Below are 20,062 nucleotides of genomic sequence, written 5' to 3'. Positions count from 1 at the left end.
TTTCACTTAATCCCATTTCAAACATCTCAAAACCATGAAAAACTACAAATTCTCTGTTGCCTTTTTATGTATGCTTATGCTTTCATTCAGTATGTCAGAATCGCTCTCGGCGCAGGGGTTATACAAAAGCAAAAACGGAAAGGTAAAATTCTTTTCAGAAGCACCCTTAGAGAATATAGAAGCTACTACCGAACAAGCGACTTCTGTATTGAATGCCGCCACTGGTGAAGTTGCCTTCTCTATTCCAATTAAATCCTTTGGTTTCGAAAAATCCCTGATGCAGGAGCATTTTAACGAAAACTATATGGAATCTGATAAGTTTCCGCAAGCCACATTTTCCGGAAAGGTAGAAGGCAAAATAGATATGCAAGCTACAACCGAACAAACCCTGACCGTAAAAGGCAAACTCACCATCCATGGAATTACCCAGGAGCGGAGTATTCCGGTAACCTTAAAAGTAGAGAAAGATGGTATATCAGGAATCAGCAAATTTAAAGTAAAAGTGGCCGATCATAAGATAGAGATCCCAACGCTGGTATTCCAGAATATTGCTGAAGTAATAGAAGTAACCCTTCAGGTAAAATATCCAAACCCAGCTTCTTAAAGATGAAAAAGTTAAAATTAACCATTCTATTCACCTGTAGTCTGTTTGTAAATATATCTTTTGCTCAGGACTTACTGGCAGAACTCGAGAAAGATACCCCGGTAGAGCCCCGTTTTGCTACGGCTACTTTCAAAAGCACCAGGGTTATTAACCAGCATTCGGTAGAAACAGTAGGCAAGGGCGTATTAGATTTCCGCATCTCTCACCGCTTTGGCAAAATCAACTCAGGCGCTTATAACCTGTTTGGCTTAGACCAGTCTACCATTCGCCTCGGTTTGGAATATGGCCTCAGCAATAGGATAATGATCGGAGTAGGCAGAAGCTCATTTAATAAACATTATGACGGTTTTGTGAAAGTAAAACTGCTCCGCCAGCGCAACGATGCGTTAAAGAATATGCCAGTTACAGTCGTATGGTTTTCTAATATGGGCATTAATTCGCTCAAGTTCGATGATACTCAGGGCGACAGGGATTTTGCCAGCCGCTTGGCTTATACGCATCAACTCATTGTAGGCCGTAAATTCAGCGACAGGCTTTCCCTGCAACTTGCTCCTACTGTTGTACACCGCAACCATATTCAGACCGAAGCCGAGCAAAGTGATGTATACGCTTTAGGTGCAGGAGGACGGATCAAACTTAGTAAGCGGGTATCTGTAAATGCCGATTACTTCTATTTGTTACCTGAAACAGCGCCGGCAGGGGTAAAAAACTCTCTTTCCCTAGGCTTCGATATTGAAACCGGCGGACATGTGTTCCAGCTGCATGTTACTAACTCCAAAGGAATGGTAGAACAATACTTTATTCCAGGTACTGTAGACAGCTGGTCGAAAGGAGAAATCTTCTACGGATTTAATATTTCCAGGCAATTTACCCTGGTGAAGTCACACAAGTAAATCAATCTCAGTTTCCGAAACATTTAATACTTCTCTTCAGGAGAGGGCTGGAAGAGTCTTGCCAAAACGCAGTAACCCCATGAAAACAATGTATGCTATGATATTTCTAGGCTTATTTTCTCTCGGCATTCAAAACGCCAGTGCTCAACTGCCAGTCAGTATCAGCACCAATACCAGCCCGGAAAATACTTATCCATCACTCACACAGCAAATTGCACAGCTTATTTCTTCACCCATTATTCAGGACGAAGAGGATGGAGTAGTAGCCCTTAGTTTCAAGGTTGATAAAAACAGCCGGATATCAAATATAAAGGTCTATACCGAAAATGAGGCGTTGAACCAGCATATAATTCTCAGCCTGAAGGGCAAACAACTCAACGGACAGGGATATGAAAGAAAGCAGTACAGGTTAAGGATTCATTTCGCAGCATCTGAGATACTGGCCGCCAGGTATGCCTCATTCTAACCGTTTCACATTTTAACATTCATTTTTCTAACAACCCAATTTATTATTTCTAACAAATCATGAAAACACAATCCAAAACAATCGCATTTAAAATCACCCAGTTATGTATCTATTTAGGACTTGTTCTGTTTTTCGCCTGCAAAGACGATAAAGAAGATAACGTAACACCCACACCTGCTCAGGTTATTCATGTAAAAACTTCCAGTAATGCCGCATTAGGTAATTTCCTGACCGATAAAGATGGCAAAACCTTGTATTTCTTTGCCAAAGACATTACCGGAAACAGTGCCTGCGAAGGCGGTTGTGCCGATGCCTGGCCTATTTTCTATGAGAAAGATCTGAAAGTTGCCGACAATCTGAATGCTGCAGATTTTGGGGTGATTACCCGTACAGATGGTAAAAAACAAACTACCTATAAAGGATGGCCGCTGTACCATTTTGCACAGGATGCTGCCGCCGGAGATACCAAAGGCGAGGGTTTAGGAAAAACCTGGGTAGTAGCCAGCCCGGATTATACGTTGATGATCGGCAATAAAGATGGCAAAAACTTCCTGATCAATATGGGAGGCCGTACGGTGTATTTCTTTGGCAAAGACACTGAAAACGTAAGCAATTGTATCAATGGTTGTGTAGATACCTGGCCACTCATTAGCCAGTCAGCTGTAAAAGTGCCTTCTCTGGTAAATAAAGCCAACTTCGGTTCTATCACCCGTGCGGATGGCAAAACCCAGACTACTTTCCTCAGCAAACCTATTTATTATTTCGCAAACGATACCCAAAGAGGCGAAACCAAAGGCAGTGCAATAGCCAACTGGTTCTTATCTGTACTTGAATAAATAATTAAGTGTTAGATGGTTAATTGATGTAAGGGTGTGCCCGCAATGGGCCACCCCTACTCTACAAGTCATTCTTCTCACCTTCTATAATTCTCTATACTATTTGATTCTATTGATACGCTACTTTTTACACTAACACTTCCATGAAAATATTTATTATCCGATACAGTTTACTGCTCTTATTTTTGCTAAGTGTATCCATTTCTTTCGCTCAAACCAATGTAATCCTGGGGCCAGGCACTAAAAACACAGGTTCACAAAATGTATTCGTAGGGAATAGTGCTGGTGGCTCTAATATCAGTGGTTTCAACAATACTTTTCTGGGCAATGTAGCGGGCTTCAAAAATACCATCGGCAATAGAAATGTATTTATAGGTGATGGAACTGGTTTTTCCAATACAAGTGGTAGTTCTAATACTTTTCTGGGGAATAATGCCGGACAGAACAATCAGACAGGAAGCCAGAACGTTTTTGTTGGCCATTTATCAGGTGTAGCTAATAAAGATGGTAAAAACAATGTTTTTTTAGGCTTCAAGGCAGGTTTTGTTAACGATATTGGATTTCAGAATATATTTATTGGTGCGGGGGCAGGTGAGCAAAATACATCTGGCAGGAACAATGTTTTTCTAGGCTTCCAATCCGGTTTTAATGCTGATATTAGTTCAGATAACACTTTTCTGGGTAATTTTAGCGGTTTTAATACAACTACTGGCAGTTTGAATGTATTTCTGGGAGAATCAGCGGGTGAAAGAAATACAGTGGGTAGCGACAACGTATTCATAGGCGTTCAGGCAGGAGTAAGCAATACCACTGGTAACATCAACACATTTGTAGGCAGATTTACCGGTGCTGTTAACTCTACAGGAAATGAAAATTCTTTTTTTGGATCTGAAGCAGGCCGCAACAATAGGTCTGGCAGTAAAAATGTATACCTGGGAAATTTTGCCGGTGAAGGCGCTTTTGATGGTAGTATTGGCAATGGGAATGCCTATATAGGCTACGAAGCAGGCAAAGGAAATACATCTGGCAATGACAATGTTTTCCTGGGCAATCAGGCAGGCCGAGGAAATACAAGCGGCTCAAATAATACATTCATAGGGAAAGAGGCAGGTTCTAATCATAAAACAGGAAAAGGAAATACCTATATCGGAAGTTTTGCCAAAGGTGCTTCCGATAATCTGAGTAATGCATCTGCCATTGGATTCCGGTCACAAGTTACTGCATCAAATGCCCTGGTACTGGGATCTATCAATGGAGTAAATGGAGCGACAGCTACTGCAAAAGTAGGCATTGGGACTACATCCCCTGCTTTTCAATTACATGTCAATGGATCAGCGGCTAAATCTGGCTCTTCTACCTGGTCTGTTGCCTCCGACAAACGCCTCAAACAAGACATTAAACCTTTCAAAGAAGGACTGGAAACCATCAAACAAATTAACCCGGTATGGTTCAAATACAATGGTAAAGCTGGTTTGCCTACAGAGAAAAAATATGTCGGGGTGATTGCCCAGGAGATGCAGAAAATAGCAGGGTATACGGTAAATACTTTCACTTATCAGGATGAGCAGGGCAAAAAAGAAGAGTATTTAGACTATGATGCCAATGCCCTTACTTATATGTTGGTAAATGCGGTGAAAGAACAACAACAGCAATTAGACAAGAAAGAGGAACAAGTAAATGCACTCCGGCAGGAAAATCAGGAAATCAAAAAGGAATTAGCCCTGATCAAAAAACTATTATTGAATCAACCCACTTCTCCGGTTGGGAAAGTTGATAACCATACAAACGGCGAAGTTTCTATGGCAGCCATTTTATATCAAAGCATCCCTAATCCTTCTGATGGCCCTGTTACCATTCCTTACTTTATTCCCGATGAAGTACATTCGGCACAGATTATAGTGGTTGATAAGGCAGGACAACAAATCCACAATTTTCAACTTCCCGGAAAAGGCAATGGCCAAGTAAGCTTTTCAACAAATGACCTGGCAGCAGGCATCTATGTCTATCAATTGGTAATTGATGGAAGCCAAACAGATAGCAAGAAAATAGTCATCGTGAAGTAAGTCCAGGAGAAAGCCTTCTTAAGCGGTCGGTCTTAAGATAACTCAGTTTCAAATTAAAGTAAATTTTCAAACAAATCACTTTCCTCCAATGAACTCATTATTCAGAGCTGTTAGAATATCCTATGCAAAAGCTCCCTCAGACAATAGTGAAAGTTTGTCTCTCGACGAAACTGCCAGCAGAAAGCTGCTTACCTATCTAGGTATAAAAGTGGGCCTTACCAATGTTTTAGTACTGTCTGCTTCTACATTCATTGAAGTATATTATTGTGCTTCTGCTGATCTAAAGTATATCATAGCAGAAGCCTTGATGAAGCAAAAACTGACAGCCATTCAGGAAAATATTTCGATGCTAACGGATGAATCCTACACAGTAGCTACAACCTCCGAACAGACAGTGCAACATTTGTTTCAGCTTTCGGCCGGCCAGAGAAAAATGAAAGCCAATGACGACGATATGTACCAGTTACTGAAAAAAGCATATGAACTCTCCGTGCAGGAAAAAACTGCCGGTTCATATCTGCGGCGCATCATGCAAACCATCTTATTACTCCGCGGTATCCGGTGGAACTAAAGCCAGACATTATTTCAATTTTTATACTCTTTTTAAAAACCCATTTTTATGAATACCACAACTTTTCCCATGCAGAATACTTCTGCTGTAACAGATGCAAATAAGCAACTGGTTATGCGTCATTTTAACGAGGTGATCAATCAAAAACAGCTCAGCCTCATTCCACAACTGTTTGCTGAAAACTTTTATTCGGTGGCTCCTAATGGAGATATTGTAACCGGCCGGGATCATCTGGCACAATACCTTGGCAATTTCTTCACCGCTTTCCCTGATCTGCATATAACCCTTGAAGATATACTGGCAGAAGATGATAAAGTAGCCGCCAGGGTTACAGTACAAGGCACCCATCAAGGAGTGTTCTGGGGAATTGCTCCCACCAACAGACAGATCAGTATCCAGGAGGTGTTTATGGTTAAAGTTGCTAACAATTTTGTAATAGAGGCCAGACCCATAGCTGATCTTCATTCTTTATTGCAGCAACTAACCCAGAATTAAGTAATTCTAAAAATTGAGTGGCTCCCTGTTAAAACTAAACTTAGGCGGGCCACTCATGACAAATATGCTGTATCATGAACAAAGAAATAGAATTAGTAAAAAAATACTTCCATCTGGTGGAAACTTTCCATACAGATAGCCAGGCATATGAAGAAATTCTGCATCCCAATGTTATTCAAACAGAATATCCAAACCTGGTAACGCCCCAGATTAAAAGCCGCTCCCGGGATGGGCTGATGAATGGCGCTAAAGCAGGCAAACAACTGCTTTCCTCACAGAAATTTGAAATCATTGGCATACTGGCCGGACCAGGGCATCTGACTGTAGAACTACAATGGCATGGAACGGTAGCAGTAGATGTAGGCCCATTCACTAAAGAACAGCAACTGATGGCCTATATCTGTACTATTTTTGAATTTAAAGATGGCAAAATATTCCGGCAGCGAAATTATGATTGTTACGAGCCATTTAAAACCGGAGCAAAATCAGCCAAATAACCCCATGTTACTCATATTCCATAGTTCATAAAGTATATAATTCCTATGATTTCAGAACAAAAAAGCAAACTACCCGACCTAAGTAGCCAGCCGGATGAACGCATACTGGCTGTTATAGGCCGGTTTAAAAACCAGCTGGAACAGATCCGCCAGGAAGAGTTAAACCGTTATTCTAAAAAAATGGCCGCAACAGAGATTCAACTGGCAGAAGAAGTTTCGATGCATATGATGCAGAATATCCTGAATATACCCTGGGAAAAACTGCAAACCTCCGGCCACTCAAAGCGTGAAATGCAGACAAAATTATTAGGTGAGGTATTTAATTTAACGTGAGACGAGAGATTCAAATAGATTTATATCCTTTCTTTTGTGAGTAGGGGTGCAGCAACAGTGTGGCCGGTTTTGGCCATGAGCGAGAGCCGGAGGCAGTGCGACTATCAGCCATTCCAGCGTAAAAGCGGCTTTGTTGGTGCGGTCTTTTTCTTTTGTTACTTTTCTTTTGGACAAGCAAAAGAAAAGTAAGGACGGCTTAAGTAAAAATTGCTGTAAAAGCCTATGAATTCGCTATTAACACACTTTACTATCTCCAACCTCACGTTAAGTTATTATCCTGAATATATGCTCTCTACATCAGACAAGCTGTTTTCTACTTAAACATATGTTATAATTTATACTGCCTGCAAAAGACAAAAGCATAATTTTCCTAACTTGAGCTTCTGTTTTTAATACATGCAGATGCCTCAGAACTCTATTCAATACCAGTACAAGCCAGAAAACTTCCATCTTTCGGAGCCAAATAAATACCAGCCTGAACAGTTGAAGCGGGAGGAAATGATTCTGAGCCTGGGACCACAGCATCCTTCTACCCATGGCGTATTACGAATTGAAGTAATTACCGACGGCGAACTGATCGTAGATGTAGTGCCGCATGTGGGCTATCTGCACCGCTGTTTTGAAAAACATGCCGAATCCATGCCCTATAACCAGGTGATTCCCTATGTAGACCGCATGGATTACCTGGCTGCCATGAACAATGAACATGCCTATGTAATGGGTGTGGAACGAATGCTGGGCATCGAAAAAGAGATTCCCAAACGGGTTGAATACATCCGGGTGCTGGTAGCAGAACTCAACCGCATTGCTTCTCATTTTGTAGCCATTGGCACCTATGGACTGGATATTGGGGCGTATACCCCTTTTTTGTGGCTCATGCGTGACCGGGAACATATTCAGCGCCTGCTCGAATGGACCTGTGGGGCCCGGATGCTCTATAATTATATATGGATCGGAGGTTTGTTTTACGATTTGCCAGTAGGATTTGAAGAACGCTGCCGGGATTTTGTCCGCTACCTGAAACCCAAATTGCTGGAACTACAAAAACTGGTTATCGAAAATAAAATATTTATACAGCGAACCGCAAACATTGGCATACTTCCTTTACCAATGGCTATTAATTATGGTTGCTCTGGACCCATTTTACGGGCTTCCGGTTTGCGGTTTGATTTACGCCGGGTGGATGGCTATTCGGTGTATCCTGAACTGGAATTTGAAATACCGATTGGCAGCGGTGAAATGGGGACTTTGGGCGATTGCTGGGACCGGAATAATGTGCGCGTACTGGAATGCCACGAATCCCTGCGAATCATCGAACAATGCCTGGACAGGTTACAAACCGATCTGAAACGTACCCGTGACTTTGATCCGCAAGCAATGGTTCCCAAAAAGATCCGCCCGAAAGCAATGGATTTTTATATCCGGGCTGAAAACCCAAAAGGCGAACTGGGTTATTTTTTCCGGGCAGATGGCAAAAGTGATATTCCTTTCCGTTGTAAAGCCCGCTCCTGCTGTTTTCATAACTTATCTGTCTTACCCGAAATTTCTAAAGGTGCCCTCATTGCCGACCTGATCGCCATTATTGGCTCCCTCGACCTGGTAATGGGTGAAGTGGACAGGTAATAACACTCAGTTTGTTCGCAACCATAGAAAATATGAGTAATATCATTATATCGACAGGATTTACAATCAATGGATATTGGATTTCTCCTTTTGAATTACTGAAAGGACAGGTAATTAGTTTATGGCTGCCTCAAGATACGGAACAAAATGAGGGTGTAGGATCAAAAATAGAATCTCAATTAATCAAATTGTTAAGCGGGAAACAGACGCATAACGCCCTTACACTTATAAAACGGTTTATGTATATTGAAGATTATAAAGGAGATGACTGGTTTAAGGAACATTTTTATCCGACTACACCTGAGCGGTATTTGAAAAAGAATAGTAAACTTTTAAAGGCGGAAAGAAATCAGATTCTAAACGAATTAATTAGTAAGCCAGCACTGCCTTTGAATAGATTTGGAGGGAATACCAGAAGAATGCTTGCTCTTTTGGCTTGCATGAGTAAAAGTAATAATATATTGTTTAATGTTGGAGGATTAGACTCACAAGGAGTAAATCAAGTGTACCAGCAAATTGAAAAAATGGTTGATCAAGGCGGTTCAGCCATTGAATTGAACTATCCCTATCTTTCAGGAGGAAATCCACCTCAACATATGGGCCGACACCAATTCGGGAAGGCTAAAGTCATTAAAATTGAAAAAGTATACAAAGAAGTCTAAACTGAATACTTGCTTGGTTATTTATTACTATAATGAGTAAGCCCACATACTCTGCACTTACTTTTAATGAAAGGCTTTTACAATAGGAGATATGTTACAGGCTGCAATTAAAGAAAATCTGAATACATTATTTATCTATAGCTGGAAATTAAACACTCTACTTTCCCATTTTTAGCACGATTTAAGTACATTTTTGTACCCTGACTGGAGATTTTAGGATGCCGCCCATGCCACAATACCGGGAGCAATTTCGCCTGTATGCTACAACAGTATTCCAACAAATGTAGCTATACATCCTGCTGTACTGTAACAAATTTTCTTAGGGCATTTCTTTAGCAAGGTTTCATCAAAAAGCTTTATAAAATGTAGGACAAAAGGCATTTTATAAAAAATTTCATCTAGCCCTTGGTACATCTTGGACCTGTAAAAAATAATTCTTAACTTACTTTTCTGATGGCAATTCAGGTAAATTCCTGGAAACCGGAGTATTCCGGAAGATATAATTCAATCGGCCTTCTGTAGGCAATCTTCTGCTTTTTTACTCATCCTGGATGTTTTACATGCAAAGCCAATACACCACTTTTGCAACCTAAATCAGGTGCTGGGCTCAAGCTGGAAATTGCAGTAGAAAATATATTTCATATTGCTTGTTTCTCTATAACCTATGCCTTATGTACTGCCTATGGCAACTAAATTTTTACGCCTGTTATTCATTTTTATACTGCATTGGTTTACCGGCTACACTCAGTTGGTAGGTAGTAAACAAGCCAATGAGAATGCGCAAACCCGCTTCGAAACCAGTAAATGTATAGACGACCTGCTGTATCTGAATGCAAAATTACAGGATGCACACCCTTGCCTGTACTGCTATACTGATAGCCTTACCTTGCGCCAGAAATTCACCAGCCTGCTCGATAGCATGGAAAGGCACCGTTCTTCCTCCTATTATGCCCAGCTGACAGAATCTGAGTTTACTGTGATGGTGAAAGCTTACCTGGCAGCCATTAACGACGGACACCTGGATGCAGGCAATTACAATTCTTTATCCCGGTATATTCATAACAGAGGCCGCTTTTTCCCTCTTACTTTGTTATTTGAAGGAGAAAGCACGTATATCCATCATGATTTTTCAGGATTTCTCGACTCAACCGTAGCTGGCAGGCAACTTATTTCTATCAATAATAAGCCGGTTTCAGAGATTTTACAGCAAATGTATGCTTTAAGCAGCGCCGATGCTGGTTTATCTATTTTCAAAACCCGTCAACTGGAAAGCCTGGAACGCTTTAATATCCTGTACTGGATGTTGTATGAGCCTACCGACCAGTATACTATTGTCTATCAGTCGGATACAAGCCAGGTTACCGTGCATGTGCCGGGTATTACAGCAAAAGAAATTATTTTAGCCAATAACCAGCAGAAAACCCGTCCGACACTTACCCTGCATGCGCCTATTTCCACCGCCTATATGGACATTAATAGTTTTGAGGGCATTTCCGAAAGAAATGAAGTAATGCATTTCTGGGAATTTGTGGATAAAAGCTTTAAAGAACTCAACCGGAATGGCACCCAGAACCTGATCATTGACCTGCGGGATAACCCGGGAGGTATGATTTATAATGCACATTTGCTGTTGAACTATATCAGCCAGCAGAACATAGAAAGCGACTTTCAGGTAAAATCCAGTCAGTTGCTGAAGGAAATGAAAAAACAGGGATTTATGCATTTCCTGCTGCGTAATTTCAATCATCGTTCGTATGCTTCCAAAATTGCCCATACACCTGCCGGAAATTTTATCCGCTTCTCCAGCCGGGATCATTTTATTGCCAATGAAAAGCTGAAATTCAAAGGCAAAGTATATTTGCTTGTGAATGGAAACAGTTTTTCAGCTGCAGGTTTGTTCGCTAAATTCTTCCAGGAACATCACCTGGGCACAATTGTAGGCGAAGAATGCGGCGCCAGTCCTTCGTTTTCTTTTGGCAATGTGGTATTACTCGAACTACCAAATACCGGCTTACAGGTGTTTGTTCCTACGGCTATCGTGGTAAATGATAAAAGTTGTGCCAATACCCGCAAAGGCATTATGCCCGATATGCCCATCAACCGGATGATTGAAGAAGAAGTAAAAGGCAAAGATACCGTACTCCAACAACTGCTGGAAACGATTGGAAATACCATGTATACCGATAACTCCAGACTCCAGACAGACGCTCAAAGCAACTAATTACAGCCTTTAGTTGGGTATAAACACATATTAGGCGAAATCAGAAGTATTATGAAGCTAATTTTTAGAGTTGGGCTAATATTTTTGATTTACTTAATTGCCTGTTCAGAAAACTATGAAGGGAATAAAAGTACCTTGACTACTGAAGGTAGCAACAAAACTTCCGTTGATTATACTCCTTTAAAGAGAAGGCGTATTGAAGGTGTAGAAAAATATATCCATCCCGATTCAATCTACATATACTTTGAGCAAGGATTTACTGCAGACTTAATCGAACTTGAAGTCAATGACTTTAAAGCAAAACAAATTATATCAACTACTGAATCAATAGACTTCGCTGCTCGCTTTGTTTTTCCCAATATGAGAAAAGAAAAGTTGTATATTAAAAAGAACCATACAGACTTATTGATTATTGATTTAAAGAAAGCGATTACAAACAAATGGGCTATTAATTTTTATCAAGATACAATGTATGCTAAATCCTTACCTTATGCTCCTACATATGAATAATTATAGAAAAGTTTGCTACTAACATCCTGCTGAAGCGACAATCCTTCCTTATTGCAATGCCTTATAATAACTTTACAGCTACTTGGAGCTTTGATATTAATCTTACAATCTAATAATATTTAATCCGCTAATTGAATCCCATCACTTCCTGATGGTAAAGTAGAAAGTAGAACCTACATCCGGAACAGAATCTACCCATATTTCACCGCCATGTTTTTCCACAATCTTCTTGCAGACCGATAAACCAATGCCGGTGCCTTCATATTTATCTCTGGTATGTAGACGCTGAAATACCTGGAAAATACGGGTAGCATAGGCCATATTAATACCAATGCCAGTATCTTTTACAGCAAACTGCCATTGGGTATCTTTCTCTTCTGCCCAGATCTCAATTTTTAAAGGACGTTCATCTCTGAATTTTACAGCATTTCCCAGCAAATGTGAGAATACTTGCTGCATTTGTCCTTCATTTGCCTGCAATACCGGCAACTGATTGAGCTTTATTTCTACATCGCCGCTCTGGAGTTTGTTCTGCAAGCCGTATATTACTTTACTTACCACCTTATTAAAATCAACAGCCCCAAATGGTGCTTCCTTGTTATTGATTCTGGAATATTCCAGCAGGTTGGTGATCAGCTTTTTCATGCGCTCGGCTGCATCCACAATAAATTCTATGAACTCATTGGCATCCTGGTCGAGGCGGTTTTTGTATTTCTTCTCGAGCAAATTGGCGAATCCGGCCATTGTCCGCAGGGGTTCCTGTAAGTCGTGAGAGGCGATATAGGCAAATTGCTCCAGTTCTTCGTTGGAACGGGCGAGTTCCCTGGCTCTTTCTTCCAGCTCTTTCTGCACCTTTTTTAAGTGGGTAATATCCAGAATATATGATACGCCTCTGTCAGTGAAACCTTCCAGCCTGGTACCCCCAGTAGAATAGATACCCTCGAACCGTCCTTACAGAAATATTCTTTTTCATAGGAAGAAAACATACCCTTTTCATCCATTTCTGCCAGTTTCTGCTGATCTAAGGCCGCATATTCCGGAGGGGTTATGGCAATCCAGTTGATCTCACCCCTTTCCCATTCTTCCCTGGTATATCCAATCGTTTGTAAAAACAAGTTATTTACTTCCAGGAAATTTCCTGCTTTATCCCAGAACACAATGCCGATCAGATCGGATTCAAACATACGCCGGAACCTGGATTCGCTCAGGCGCAATACTTCCTGGCTTTCCTCCAGCTCAGCATTCAGCACCTGCAGTTCGAGCGCACGCTGTTTGAGTTCTTTCCGTACCTTATCCTGTTCGGTTATATCAAGCACAAATGCTATTACGCTACGTGTATCTTTCAACAAAGAAGCTCCAATCAGAATAGGTACTTTTGTTCCATCTTTGCGGATATATTCTTTTTCATAAGGAGATACGGAACCGGTCGTTCTCAAACTTTGTATAGCTTGCTGATCCTGCAGTTCATATCCTGGTGGAGTGAGTTGCTGCCATTGTAACACGCCCGAATTAAGTTCTTCCCGGGAATAACCGATAGTCTGTAAAAAAGCATCATTGGCATCGGTAATGTTATTATTTGCATCAGAGAAAATCACACCCAGCATATCCAGCTCAAACAGGTGCCTGAATTTGATTTCGCTCTCCCGGAGTTCTTTTTCCTGCTTCTTACGCTCGGTAATGTCAATCACATAGGATACCCCTCTGTCGGTATATCCTTTGATAAAGGCACCTCCGACCTGAATAGGGACTTGGGTGCCATCTTTGCGGATATAGGCTTTTTCGTAAGGCGCATGTATGCCGGTTGACATAATCTGACGGTAGGCTTCCTGATCAAGTTCTTTATATTCTTCAGGTGTCATTTGTACCCAGTCAATCCGGCCTTGATGCAGATCGCTGCGGGAATACCCAATCATCTCCAATAGGGCATCGTTGGCATTGGTTACTTTGCCATTAATTTCCCAGAATAAGGTGCCGATCATATTCGACTCAAACAGACCTCTGAATTTGGCTTCACTTTCCCTTAAAATCCGCTCCTGATTCTTGCGTTCGCTGATATCGCGGATAATAACCTGGGTAGCTGATCGATTATTATAAGTAAAAGGGACACTAAGCGATTCAATGTCTGTTTCTGTGCCATCGAGGCGGATAATCTTTTGTTCTATCATTGGAAGTTTCTGGCCTTCTTCAACTGCCTGCACCCTTTCTTTGATGACCCCGGTAAATTCCGGGTGTACAAAGTCCATAACAGATTTTCCAATCAGCGTTTTTGCCTCACGGGCACCCAGCAAGCTAACTGCCGCCGGATTGGCATATACAATACTATTGTCCTGATGAATCACTACACTGTCAAAAATGTCACGCAGGGTATTGTAGCGTTCTTCACTTTCCCGCAATGCCTGTTCGGATTGCTGAATCGCCAGGTCTTTCTCCTGCAATTGTTTTTCCTGGGCTTTTAACTCCATGTTTACGTCCAGCCATTCTTTGGCAGTGGGAATGGCAAGTGCTTTCGGAGTAATTTTAATAAGGGCAAAGGCTGTTCCCACAGAAGATATGGCAGTAATTACTTTGATGATGCCTTCCAGCCGGTACAATGGGTTCCAAACGGTAATGATATTCATCAAATGGGTAGTGCCACAACTATAAATAAAAATGCCAAACAGCACCAGCATCCACCGGTACTGAATATCGATGCGGCGGCGGGCTATAAAAATGAGACAAAGTGGAATTACAAAATAGGAGATTCCTATCAGCCCATCGGATACTACATGTGTCCAGAGAATATCAGATTCCCAGAAATAACAGTGCCCATGGGGCATAAAATCTCCGGCAGAAAAGAGTTTTTCAAAAAATTCCTTCATAAACAGCGACTAGCTAGGTAGCAGAAAATACGGTTAAATATGCTTATAAATTTTGAATGATAGAGAGTATAACGAATGCCTCTGTAAAAAATAGCATAAACATTTTATAACCTGAATAAATCATGCAGCAGATCAGAATTTTCCTAAAATTTCGGGCTATAGATGAAACCTGTTTTGTATTGGTAGCAAGTCTATCTGAAAATAGATGAGTGCTGATTGGAACAATTATCTGGTAGTTTGTTTTTCCATGATCTGGTGAAGAGCAGGTTCGACAACAAAAGCATGAGCGCCTCCAAACACCACAAAAACCCTGTCGTATGTTTTGAAAGCTTCTTCTATTTTTCCCAGCAAATGCACATCCCGCACTACTTTTGAACTTCTGCCAATTTCAGTAAGTTCGCCGCCATCGCTGAGGAAATAGAATTTTTCAGCCGGAATTGCATATATGTTAAGCGGCTGATTGAAAAAATCCTGGTATACTTTCTGAATATAGGAAAAAGGCTTTTCTTCCTCTTTAAGCACTACGCCATCATTTTGCAGATACTCTATAAATTCTTTTTGGTAGGTTTTTTCTAATCCGGCGGTGGTATCTATCCAGTTGTGGACATATAAATCAAAAAAACGTTCATTGGCCAGGTACAGCAGCACTTTTGCTCTTCCGTATTTTTCAAACAAAGCATTTACTTCGGTAGCCACATCTAAATCTCCATTCTGCATCTGTATACCCAGGCTATCACATAAATATTTAAGTTGGCCGGTTTCTGCATTTTTGCGAATGGCTTCATCCCGGCTGGCATACGTTTGGGTTACCTGCCCTCCTTCATTAAATGCAACCTGGGGTCCTAATCTCCAGAATGTATGGTCAATGCTATCAGCTTGCTGGGTAATCTCTCTGGTATGCCGTGTGCCTACGAAGATAAGTTTTTTATGGCCTTTGCTGATTTCTATAATGTATGGATAGATTGCCTTGCCGGTAGCCTGATAATTTTTTTCCATTTGCTCATTATAAGCAATAATGTCCAGGTAATTTTTCATAGTATAGCCAGCGGCCTCTTGTTTTTGATCGGTTTGCTGACATGAATAGAGAAGTATAGTTAGAAGAAAGTAAAGCCTTAGAATTTGTCTCATAGGATTGTCTGGTTACTTCAGCACAATAGAAATTAGCAGATAGCTGCTGTGTGTATGTTGATATGATGATAGTTTACCCATTCTTTTACCTTGCCGATGTACATTTTTACGTAGTTCTCGGTAAAGAAAATATTCGAAAAATTATCGAATCTTTCTGCCTGCACACCCAGGTAATATATCCAGATGGCCAGTCCGGCATAAGGAATTAACTGTATTTCCTCTTCAGGAATGCTGGTGATAGTCCGGTAGCCATCCAGAAAGCTTTGCAACTTGCATTCGTATTCTTTTTTGTCTGGCTGGGTATAGAATAACTGCATGCAGAAATAGCCAATATCGAGTACGAGCCATCCGTTTCCGCAGTTATCGAAATCAAACAGAGTGATCTTACCTGCATCAGTTATACTCATATTATCATACCAGACATCTAGGTGTACAATTCCCCGGCGTATATCCGGCGCTGCTGAGGCTTCAAATACAGCATGTAATACCTCTGCAGATGCCTGGATAAATTTCATTTCCTCTAACGATTCCGATATATAAAGCTTCGCCTGCTGATATGCCTTTGCAACCAAGCTATCTATATTATATTGTATCCGGTTGATAGGCTGATGAAGGGTTACAGTGTGCATATTTGCCAGTAAGGAACCAATGCTATAACTGAGTTCCTGCGTAAGGTTGCGTATTTTATGGCCTTCTCCAAAGGAGAACAGAACTACATGCCGCATGCCTTCTGGTGCATCAATTTTTTGCAGAAGGTTATTATTTTTGTCTGCGATCGGGTAGGAAACGTGTATTCCGGAGGCTTTCAGCAGGTTCAGCAGGCGGAGTTCTTCAGTTATTTCTGTTTCTGAACGCCGGTTGTAACTGTAAATTCTTAATATGTATTTCTTCTCCTGTTCCGAAACAATATAGGTATGGTTCATATTGGTACGGAAAAGGCGGCAACTGGTATGGAAATGCAGGTTATATTTTTCTATGAGCCAGGCAGCCAGATGAACTGGTGATAAGGTAGAATCTATTACCGGAAAGGTAGACATGCAGACAAAATCGTTTGTTCGAAAGTTTTATTTTGTATTCAGGGGATAGTTAAAATGGACTACTTTTTCGGCGATGCCTCCGGTAGCCTGGTAAAATTCCAGAGCATAATCGTCTACTTCATCGGCCTGCACAAACACTTCCTCTACACCGGTATTTTTACAGTATTCATTAATGGAAGCCATTAGTTTTCTGCCGATTCCCTGCCGCTGTAACTGGGTTGTCACGGCCAGGTCATAAATATATACCAGGGGTTTGGTAGAATAATATTGCTCCAAAGTATAGGCTGTTAAGCCGCCTACAACTTCACCATCAGATAAGGCTACAAAGATGAAAAAACTATCCTTTGCCAGCAATGCTTGTAAATACTTTTCATCGGGCATAGTGAAATTTTTCATCTCAAACACATCTTCAAATACCCGGATCAGGGCAATAAAAGTATCGAGGTCTTGTTTTTCTAGTTTTCGGATTTCGATGGCCATAGTGGTAGTTTTAGGATTGATGGCAATATGAGCAGCTGATCTTTCAATCATCAGCGCTTTTTAGAAAAGCAATGTATCAAAATAGTGGCTGCTTAGATAAGCTATTATGAGCTTATTCCAATATCCGCCTGATATAGTTAATCTGCCCGAGATGGTAGGAAAGATGCGCCAGTAAGTGTATCAGAAAAAAGCCGGTAGTCATTTCATAACCCAACACATTTTCCGGATAGGTCTGATGTAAATCTTCGGGTTTGATTGTTTGCAGCGTAGAATGTACAATTGCTTTCACAGTTGATATCTGTTCCAGCAAGGTTTGTTTGGGGATATTTTTAGAACTGAACTCAGCCTCCCGGTTCCGGACATAAAGTTGCTGCCCAAGGTTCTTTCCGATATAAGTAGAAAGGTTTCCCACCAGATGCAGCGCCAGATTTCCGGCAGGATTGATAATTTGCCCTCTGATTTGCCAGAGATGCTCTTCCCGAGTAAATGCCTCAATTTCTTTCCTTAGGCGTTCTATGTCCCGGTCATATAATTTCTGAAGTTCTTCTATCATAGGTAATGGCAGATTATTCGGTTTTTTTCATTCGGGTGACAGATACCAAAGCGGTTTTTATGGTGATTCAATTGTATTATGGTTCTGGAAAGAAAATGCCTGATAGATTTATTGCCAGCCGGATAGCCTATCAATTGATCTTTTCTTTGTTCTGTTCTTTCAATTCTTTTACCTCTTTCTCCAGCCTTTTTACCGATTGCAAGATTTCCATCAGAACCGGATTTGATTTAGAGATATTCCGTTGTTCTTCCTCTTTAAAGCCCAATCTTGAATCAAAATAGCCCAAGACCAGGGAACAGAAAATAAAGAGTATGAAGAGAATGGGAATGGAGATATAAATGTAGTCATACACTAATTTACCCAGAGTTTTATCTTTAAATGATTCAAAAAACACGATGCCGATCATAAAAAACTGGATGTAACCAATATACATTCTGGCACGGTCGATATAAATCTTCCAGCGTACAAATGTTCTTTTATTTAGCCTTATTCCCACAAATTTCTCTTTATATAAGTTTTGATTTTTACTTGAAACAACCATTCTGCAATAATCAGAATCACTATCAGTCAGGTCTTAATATGGGCATAGGAAAATGAGTGGTAGAATCAGGCTTTACGATCAGAATTTTAAAGGCAATTGTAGTATCCGGTTTGATCACAGGCATTGTGGGCCTCTAACTATTCTGGTGCTGTACCCTTGTAAAGCCGGTACTAAAGACCATTAGTAATGCTATAATAGAAATTAATCCATTCATCGCTTTTTCATTTTAAGTTCCTGTACTTGAGTCATCTGCCATGTAAGGCATTAGATTTATAATTTAAGGCAAAGTTATTGTTTAGCCTATTTTCAACAGTAGCTTTTTAGCAGAATTTTACTTGCCATGCTGGCTTTTCCACTGCCTAGTTTCCTCTTCAATAAAATAACTTACTAAATCCTGGTACATTTTCTCAATTACATCCGGGTTTAATCCAGCAGTTTCAGCCCAGGCTCTTCGTTCAAGGAGCATCCGTTGAAGCCGCTCCGGGGCTTTCAAACTAGCTTCACTGGTTTTGAATTTAGAGGCCGCTTTCACATACGCAAAACGCTGACCTAACAAGTGAATAACTTGTTGGTCTATTTCGTCAATTTCCTGGCGGATTTCAGTCATATCTTCACATTCTTCTGGTTTTTTCATGGTGCTTTATTTGAAATGAGATAACGTTGTAAAGTATAGACGTAACGGAACACAACTTCCCGACGGCGGTCTTATAACGCTTGAGCCTTGCGCTGAAGGGAGCCGCTGATCGGCGAAGTAGGTGTTAGCAAGTGTTTTTATTAATCAGGAAAGCATTGGGGTCCAATCGCACCCCCTCCATATTCTAAAACAATATTGTCTTTGTAAAATATATAAGAGCAGGAATCATTGTATTCCAACTTCTGCTCTTCACCTAAATCTGTTTTAAATATCTTGTAAAAGTATTTGCCCATGCCACTTCTTGCAAAACCGATTGTTGTTATGTTCCCATTTTCAATAGAGACAAAATTTGCTTTGTCTAGCAGTTGCTTTATAAACAACAGCGTATCGTTATTCCATCCTAAGATTTTAATTCCATTATTTAAAGCATCTGAATCATATTCTAAATTCCATTCCTGAAAAATTGATTCATTTTTCCCCTCACTTAGCTTTTTATAGATTTTTAAATCAACGCTCTTATTCGTACTTACAAGCACATTCTTAGGATTAAATTCTAAGCAGGCAATTAAACTATCAGGAATAAGTTTTACATATTCATCCTTAAGCCGGAAGATTTCTAGTTTATTCTTTTCAAGATTTTCAATTTGCTCTTTTTTGCTACTTCTTGGCATAGAAAGCATAAAGAGAATATACTCTTTAGCTTGTTCATTTCCCTTTTTGTAATGCTTAAGTAATTCGTTTTTCTTTTTCTTAGGCAAATTCTTAACTAGCACGTGAAGCAATGAATCTTTGTCAATGTTTTTATTAAAATCTTGTCCATTTGCTTTTAAGCAACTTAAAGTTAAAAGTACGAATATTAATAATTTCATCTTTATATACTTGCTAACATGTACATAACCTCAACAAATCTCAAAACATGTGGTTATTCACCAATGTAAGTAGATAACCTCTATCTCACAATATGCTTAGCTCTTAATAATAGAAAATCTTATTTAATCCAAACCAATAACCAAGACTCGTTTTACTATCTATTATATGTACACAAACATAGCCGCTC

Annotated in this window: 23 protein-coding genes; 13 read left to right on the top strand and 10 right to left on the bottom strand. The window is 40.4% G+C overall.

Going from position 1 to position 20,062, the window contains the following annotated elements:
• Positions 1–34 precede the first annotated feature (34 nt).
• From GXP67_RS18485 to GXP67_RS18445, 9 genes are all read left to right on the top strand, one after another.
• Positions 35–604: a YceI family protein gene (locus GXP67_RS18485; protein WP_232065264.1), complete on the top strand. Its 570-nt coding sequence runs from the start codon at positions 35–37 to the stop codon at positions 602–604.
• Positions 605–606: 2 nt separating this feature from the next.
• Positions 607–1,497, top strand: a complete 891-nt coding sequence (locus tag GXP67_RS18480; protein WP_162444495.1) for a DUF5777 family beta-barrel protein — start codon at positions 607–609, stop codon at positions 1,495–1,497.
• A gap of 79 nt (positions 1,498–1,576) precedes the next feature.
• Entirely contained in the window at positions 1,577–1,963 is a 387-nt protein-coding gene (locus GXP67_RS18475; RefSeq protein ID WP_162444494.1) for a hypothetical protein, read from the top strand.
• A gap of 59 nt (positions 1,964–2,022) precedes the next feature.
• Complete coding sequence (locus GXP67_RS18470) at positions 2,023–2,799, top strand: hypothetical protein (RefSeq protein WP_162444493.1); 777 nt, start codon at positions 2,023–2,025, stop codon at positions 2,797–2,799.
• Between the two features lie 143 nt (positions 2,800–2,942).
• The gene (locus GXP67_RS18465; RefSeq protein ID WP_162444492.1) at positions 2,943–4,862 is read left to right on the top strand and encodes a tail fiber domain-containing protein; all 1,920 of its coding nucleotides are present in this window, start codon (positions 2,943–2,945) and stop codon (positions 4,860–4,862) included.
• An 88-nt stretch (positions 4,863–4,950) separates the two neighbouring features.
• A complete protein-coding gene (locus GXP67_RS18460; RefSeq protein ID WP_162444491.1) occupies positions 4,951–5,433 on the top strand; it encodes a glutamyl-tRNA reductase in 483 nt (160 codons plus the stop codon).
• A 48-nt stretch (positions 5,434–5,481) separates the two neighbouring features.
• Positions 5,482–5,928: an ester cyclase gene (locus GXP67_RS18455; RefSeq protein ID WP_162444490.1), complete on the top strand. Its 447-nt coding sequence runs from the start codon at positions 5,482–5,484 to the stop codon at positions 5,926–5,928.
• A gap of 74 nt (positions 5,929–6,002) precedes the next feature.
• Positions 6,003–6,425: a nuclear transport factor 2 family protein gene (locus GXP67_RS18450; RefSeq protein WP_162444489.1), complete on the top strand. Its 423-nt coding sequence runs from the start codon at positions 6,003–6,005 to the stop codon at positions 6,423–6,425.
• A gap of 45 nt (positions 6,426–6,470) precedes the next feature.
• Positions 6,471–6,758 carry a glutamyl-tRNA reductase gene (locus GXP67_RS18445; RefSeq protein ID WP_162444488.1) on the top strand — a complete coding sequence of 96 codons (288 nt, stop codon included), beginning with the start codon at positions 6,471–6,473 and terminating at the stop codon, positions 6,756–6,758.
• On the opposite strand, the gene GXP67_RS18440 is transcribed toward GXP67_RS18445, so the two are convergent.
• Positions 6,750–6,932 (bottom strand): hypothetical protein, encoded by a 183-nt coding sequence (locus GXP67_RS18440; RefSeq protein ID WP_162444487.1) that lies wholly within the window; start codon positions 6,930–6,932, stop codon positions 6,750–6,752. The genes GXP67_RS18445 and GXP67_RS18440 overlap by 9 nt on opposite strands.
• 228 nt (positions 6,933–7,160) lie before the next feature.
• Here GXP67_RS18440 and GXP67_RS18435 point away from each other — a divergent pair, with 228 nt between their 5' ends.
• The 4 genes from GXP67_RS18435 to GXP67_RS18420 all read left to right on the top strand — a co-directional run bounded on the left by GXP67_RS18435 (position 7,161) and on the right by GXP67_RS18420 (position 11,774).
• Positions 7,161–8,381: an NADH-quinone oxidoreductase subunit D gene (locus GXP67_RS18435; protein ID WP_162444486.1), complete on the top strand. Its 1,221-nt coding sequence runs from the start codon at positions 7,161–7,163 to the stop codon at positions 8,379–8,381.
• A 32-nt stretch (positions 8,382–8,413) separates the two neighbouring features.
• Positions 8,414–9,043 carry a hypothetical protein gene (locus tag GXP67_RS18430; protein WP_162444485.1) on the top strand — a complete coding sequence of 210 codons (630 nt, stop codon included), beginning with the start codon at positions 8,414–8,416 and terminating at the stop codon, positions 9,041–9,043.
• Positions 9,044–9,725: 682 nt separating this feature from the next.
• A complete protein-coding gene (locus GXP67_RS18425) occupies positions 9,726–11,264 on the top strand; it encodes a S41 family peptidase (RefSeq protein WP_162444484.1) in 1,539 nt (512 codons plus the stop codon).
• A 51-nt stretch (positions 11,265–11,315) separates the two neighbouring features.
• Entirely contained in the window at positions 11,316–11,774 is a 459-nt protein-coding gene (locus GXP67_RS18420; protein WP_162444483.1) for a hypothetical protein, read from the top strand.
• Between the two features lie 141 nt (positions 11,775–11,915).
• Here GXP67_RS18420 and GXP67_RS18415 read toward each other — a convergent pair whose 3' ends face one another.
• The 9 genes from GXP67_RS18415 to GXP67_RS18375 all read right to left on the bottom strand — a co-directional run bounded on the left by GXP67_RS18415 (position 11,916) and on the right by GXP67_RS18375 (position 19,874).
• Positions 11,916–12,626 carry a sensor histidine kinase gene (locus GXP67_RS18415; RefSeq protein ID WP_162444482.1) on the bottom strand — a complete coding sequence of 237 codons (711 nt, stop codon included), beginning with the start codon at positions 12,624–12,626 and terminating at the stop codon, positions 11,916–11,918.
• A 5-nt stretch (positions 12,627–12,631) separates the two neighbouring features.
• Positions 12,632–14,632 (bottom strand): PAS domain-containing protein, encoded by a 2,001-nt coding sequence (locus GXP67_RS18410; protein WP_162444481.1) that lies wholly within the window; start codon positions 14,630–14,632, stop codon positions 12,632–12,634.
• A 225-nt stretch (positions 14,633–14,857) separates the two neighbouring features.
• A complete protein-coding gene (locus GXP67_RS18405; protein WP_162444480.1) occupies positions 14,858–15,760 on the bottom strand; it encodes a hypothetical protein in 903 nt (300 codons plus the stop codon).
• A 32-nt stretch (positions 15,761–15,792) separates the two neighbouring features.
• Positions 15,793–16,797 carry a phosphotransferase gene (locus GXP67_RS18400; RefSeq protein WP_162444479.1) on the bottom strand — a complete coding sequence of 335 codons (1,005 nt, stop codon included), beginning with the start codon at positions 16,795–16,797 and terminating at the stop codon, positions 15,793–15,795.
• Between the two features lie 27 nt (positions 16,798–16,824).
• Positions 16,825–17,328, bottom strand: a complete 504-nt coding sequence (locus tag GXP67_RS18395; RefSeq protein ID WP_232065263.1) for a GNAT family N-acetyltransferase — start codon at positions 17,326–17,328, stop codon at positions 16,825–16,827.
• 61 nt (positions 17,329–17,389) lie between these two features.
• Positions 17,390–17,830, bottom strand: coding sequence for a DinB family protein (locus tag GXP67_RS18390; protein WP_162444478.1), 441 nt, complete (start codon positions 17,828–17,830; stop codon positions 17,390–17,392).
• A 130-nt stretch (positions 17,831–17,960) separates the two neighbouring features.
• Positions 17,961–18,326 carry a hypothetical protein gene (locus GXP67_RS18385; protein WP_162444477.1) on the bottom strand — a complete coding sequence of 122 codons (366 nt, stop codon included), beginning with the start codon at positions 18,324–18,326 and terminating at the stop codon, positions 17,961–17,963.
• A 376-nt stretch (positions 18,327–18,702) separates the two neighbouring features.
• A complete protein-coding gene (locus GXP67_RS18380; protein ID WP_162444476.1) occupies positions 18,703–19,005 on the bottom strand; it encodes an isochorismate lyase in 303 nt (100 codons plus the stop codon).
• 140 nt (positions 19,006–19,145) lie between these two features.
• A complete protein-coding gene (locus tag GXP67_RS18375) occupies positions 19,146–19,874 on the bottom strand; it encodes a hypothetical protein (RefSeq protein WP_162444475.1) in 729 nt (242 codons plus the stop codon).
• Positions 19,875–20,062 lie beyond the last annotated feature (188 nt).

Source organism: Rhodocytophaga rosea, assembly GCF_010119975.1.
Taxonomy (GTDB): Bacteria; Bacteroidota; Bacteroidia; order Cytophagales; family 172606-1; genus Rhodocytophaga; species Rhodocytophaga rosea.
This window is presented reverse-complemented; position numbering and strand designations above follow the sequence as displayed.

Coding starts and splice junctions, on each gene's coding strand:
- GXP67_RS18485 (WP_232065264.1), top strand. CDS start 35: ATGAAAAACTACAAATTCTCTGTTGCCTTTTTATGTATGCTTATGCTT.
- GXP67_RS18480 (WP_162444495.1), top strand. CDS start 607: ATGAAAAAGTTAAAATTAACCATTCTATTCACCTGTAGTCTGTTTGTA.
- GXP67_RS18475 (WP_162444494.1), top strand. CDS start 1,577: ATGAAAACAATGTATGCTATGATATTTCTAGGCTTATTTTCTCTCGGC.
- GXP67_RS18470 (WP_162444493.1), top strand. CDS start 2,023: ATGAAAACACAATCCAAAACAATCGCATTTAAAATCACCCAGTTATGT.
- GXP67_RS18465 (WP_162444492.1), top strand. CDS start 2,943: ATGAAAATATTTATTATCCGATACAGTTTACTGCTCTTATTTTTGCTA.
- GXP67_RS18460 (WP_162444491.1), top strand. CDS start 4,951: ATGAACTCATTATTCAGAGCTGTTAGAATATCCTATGCAAAAGCTCCC.
- GXP67_RS18455 (WP_162444490.1), top strand. CDS start 5,482: ATGAATACCACAACTTTTCCCATGCAGAATACTTCTGCTGTAACAGAT.
- GXP67_RS18450 (WP_162444489.1), top strand. CDS start 6,003: ATGAACAAAGAAATAGAATTAGTAAAAAAATACTTCCATCTGGTGGAA.
- GXP67_RS18445 (WP_162444488.1), top strand. CDS start 6,471: ATGATTTCAGAACAAAAAAGCAAACTACCCGACCTAAGTAGCCAGCCG.
- GXP67_RS18435 (WP_162444486.1), top strand. CDS start 7,161: ATGCCTCAGAACTCTATTCAATACCAGTACAAGCCAGAAAACTTCCAT.
- GXP67_RS18430 (WP_162444485.1), top strand. CDS start 8,414: ATGAGTAATATCATTATATCGACAGGATTTACAATCAATGGATATTGG.
- GXP67_RS18425 (WP_162444484.1), top strand. CDS start 9,726: ATGGCAACTAAATTTTTACGCCTGTTATTCATTTTTATACTGCATTGG.
- GXP67_RS18420 (WP_162444483.1), top strand. CDS start 11,316: ATGAAGCTAATTTTTAGAGTTGGGCTAATATTTTTGATTTACTTAATT.
- GXP67_RS18410 (WP_162444481.1), bottom strand. CDS start 14,632: ATGAAGGAATTTTTTGAAAAACTCTTTTCTGCCGGAGATTTTATGCCC.
- GXP67_RS18405 (WP_162444480.1), bottom strand. CDS start 15,760: ATGAGACAAATTCTAAGGCTTTACTTTCTTCTAACTATACTTCTCTAT.
- GXP67_RS18400 (WP_162444479.1), bottom strand. CDS start 16,797: ATGTCTACCTTTCCGGTAATAGATTCTACCTTATCACCAGTTCATCTG.
- GXP67_RS18395 (WP_232065263.1), bottom strand. CDS start 17,328: ATGATTGAAAGATCAGCTGCTCATATTGCCATCAATCCTAAAACTACC.
- GXP67_RS18390 (WP_162444478.1), bottom strand. CDS start 17,830: ATGATAGAAGAACTTCAGAAATTATATGACCGGGACATAGAACGCCTA.
- GXP67_RS18380 (WP_162444476.1), bottom strand. CDS start 19,005: ATGAAAAAACCAGAAGAATGTGAAGATATGACTGAAATCCGCCAGGAA.
- GXP67_RS18375 (WP_162444475.1), bottom strand. CDS start 19,874: ATGAAATTATTAATATTCGTACTTTTAACTTTAAGTTGCTTAAAAGCA.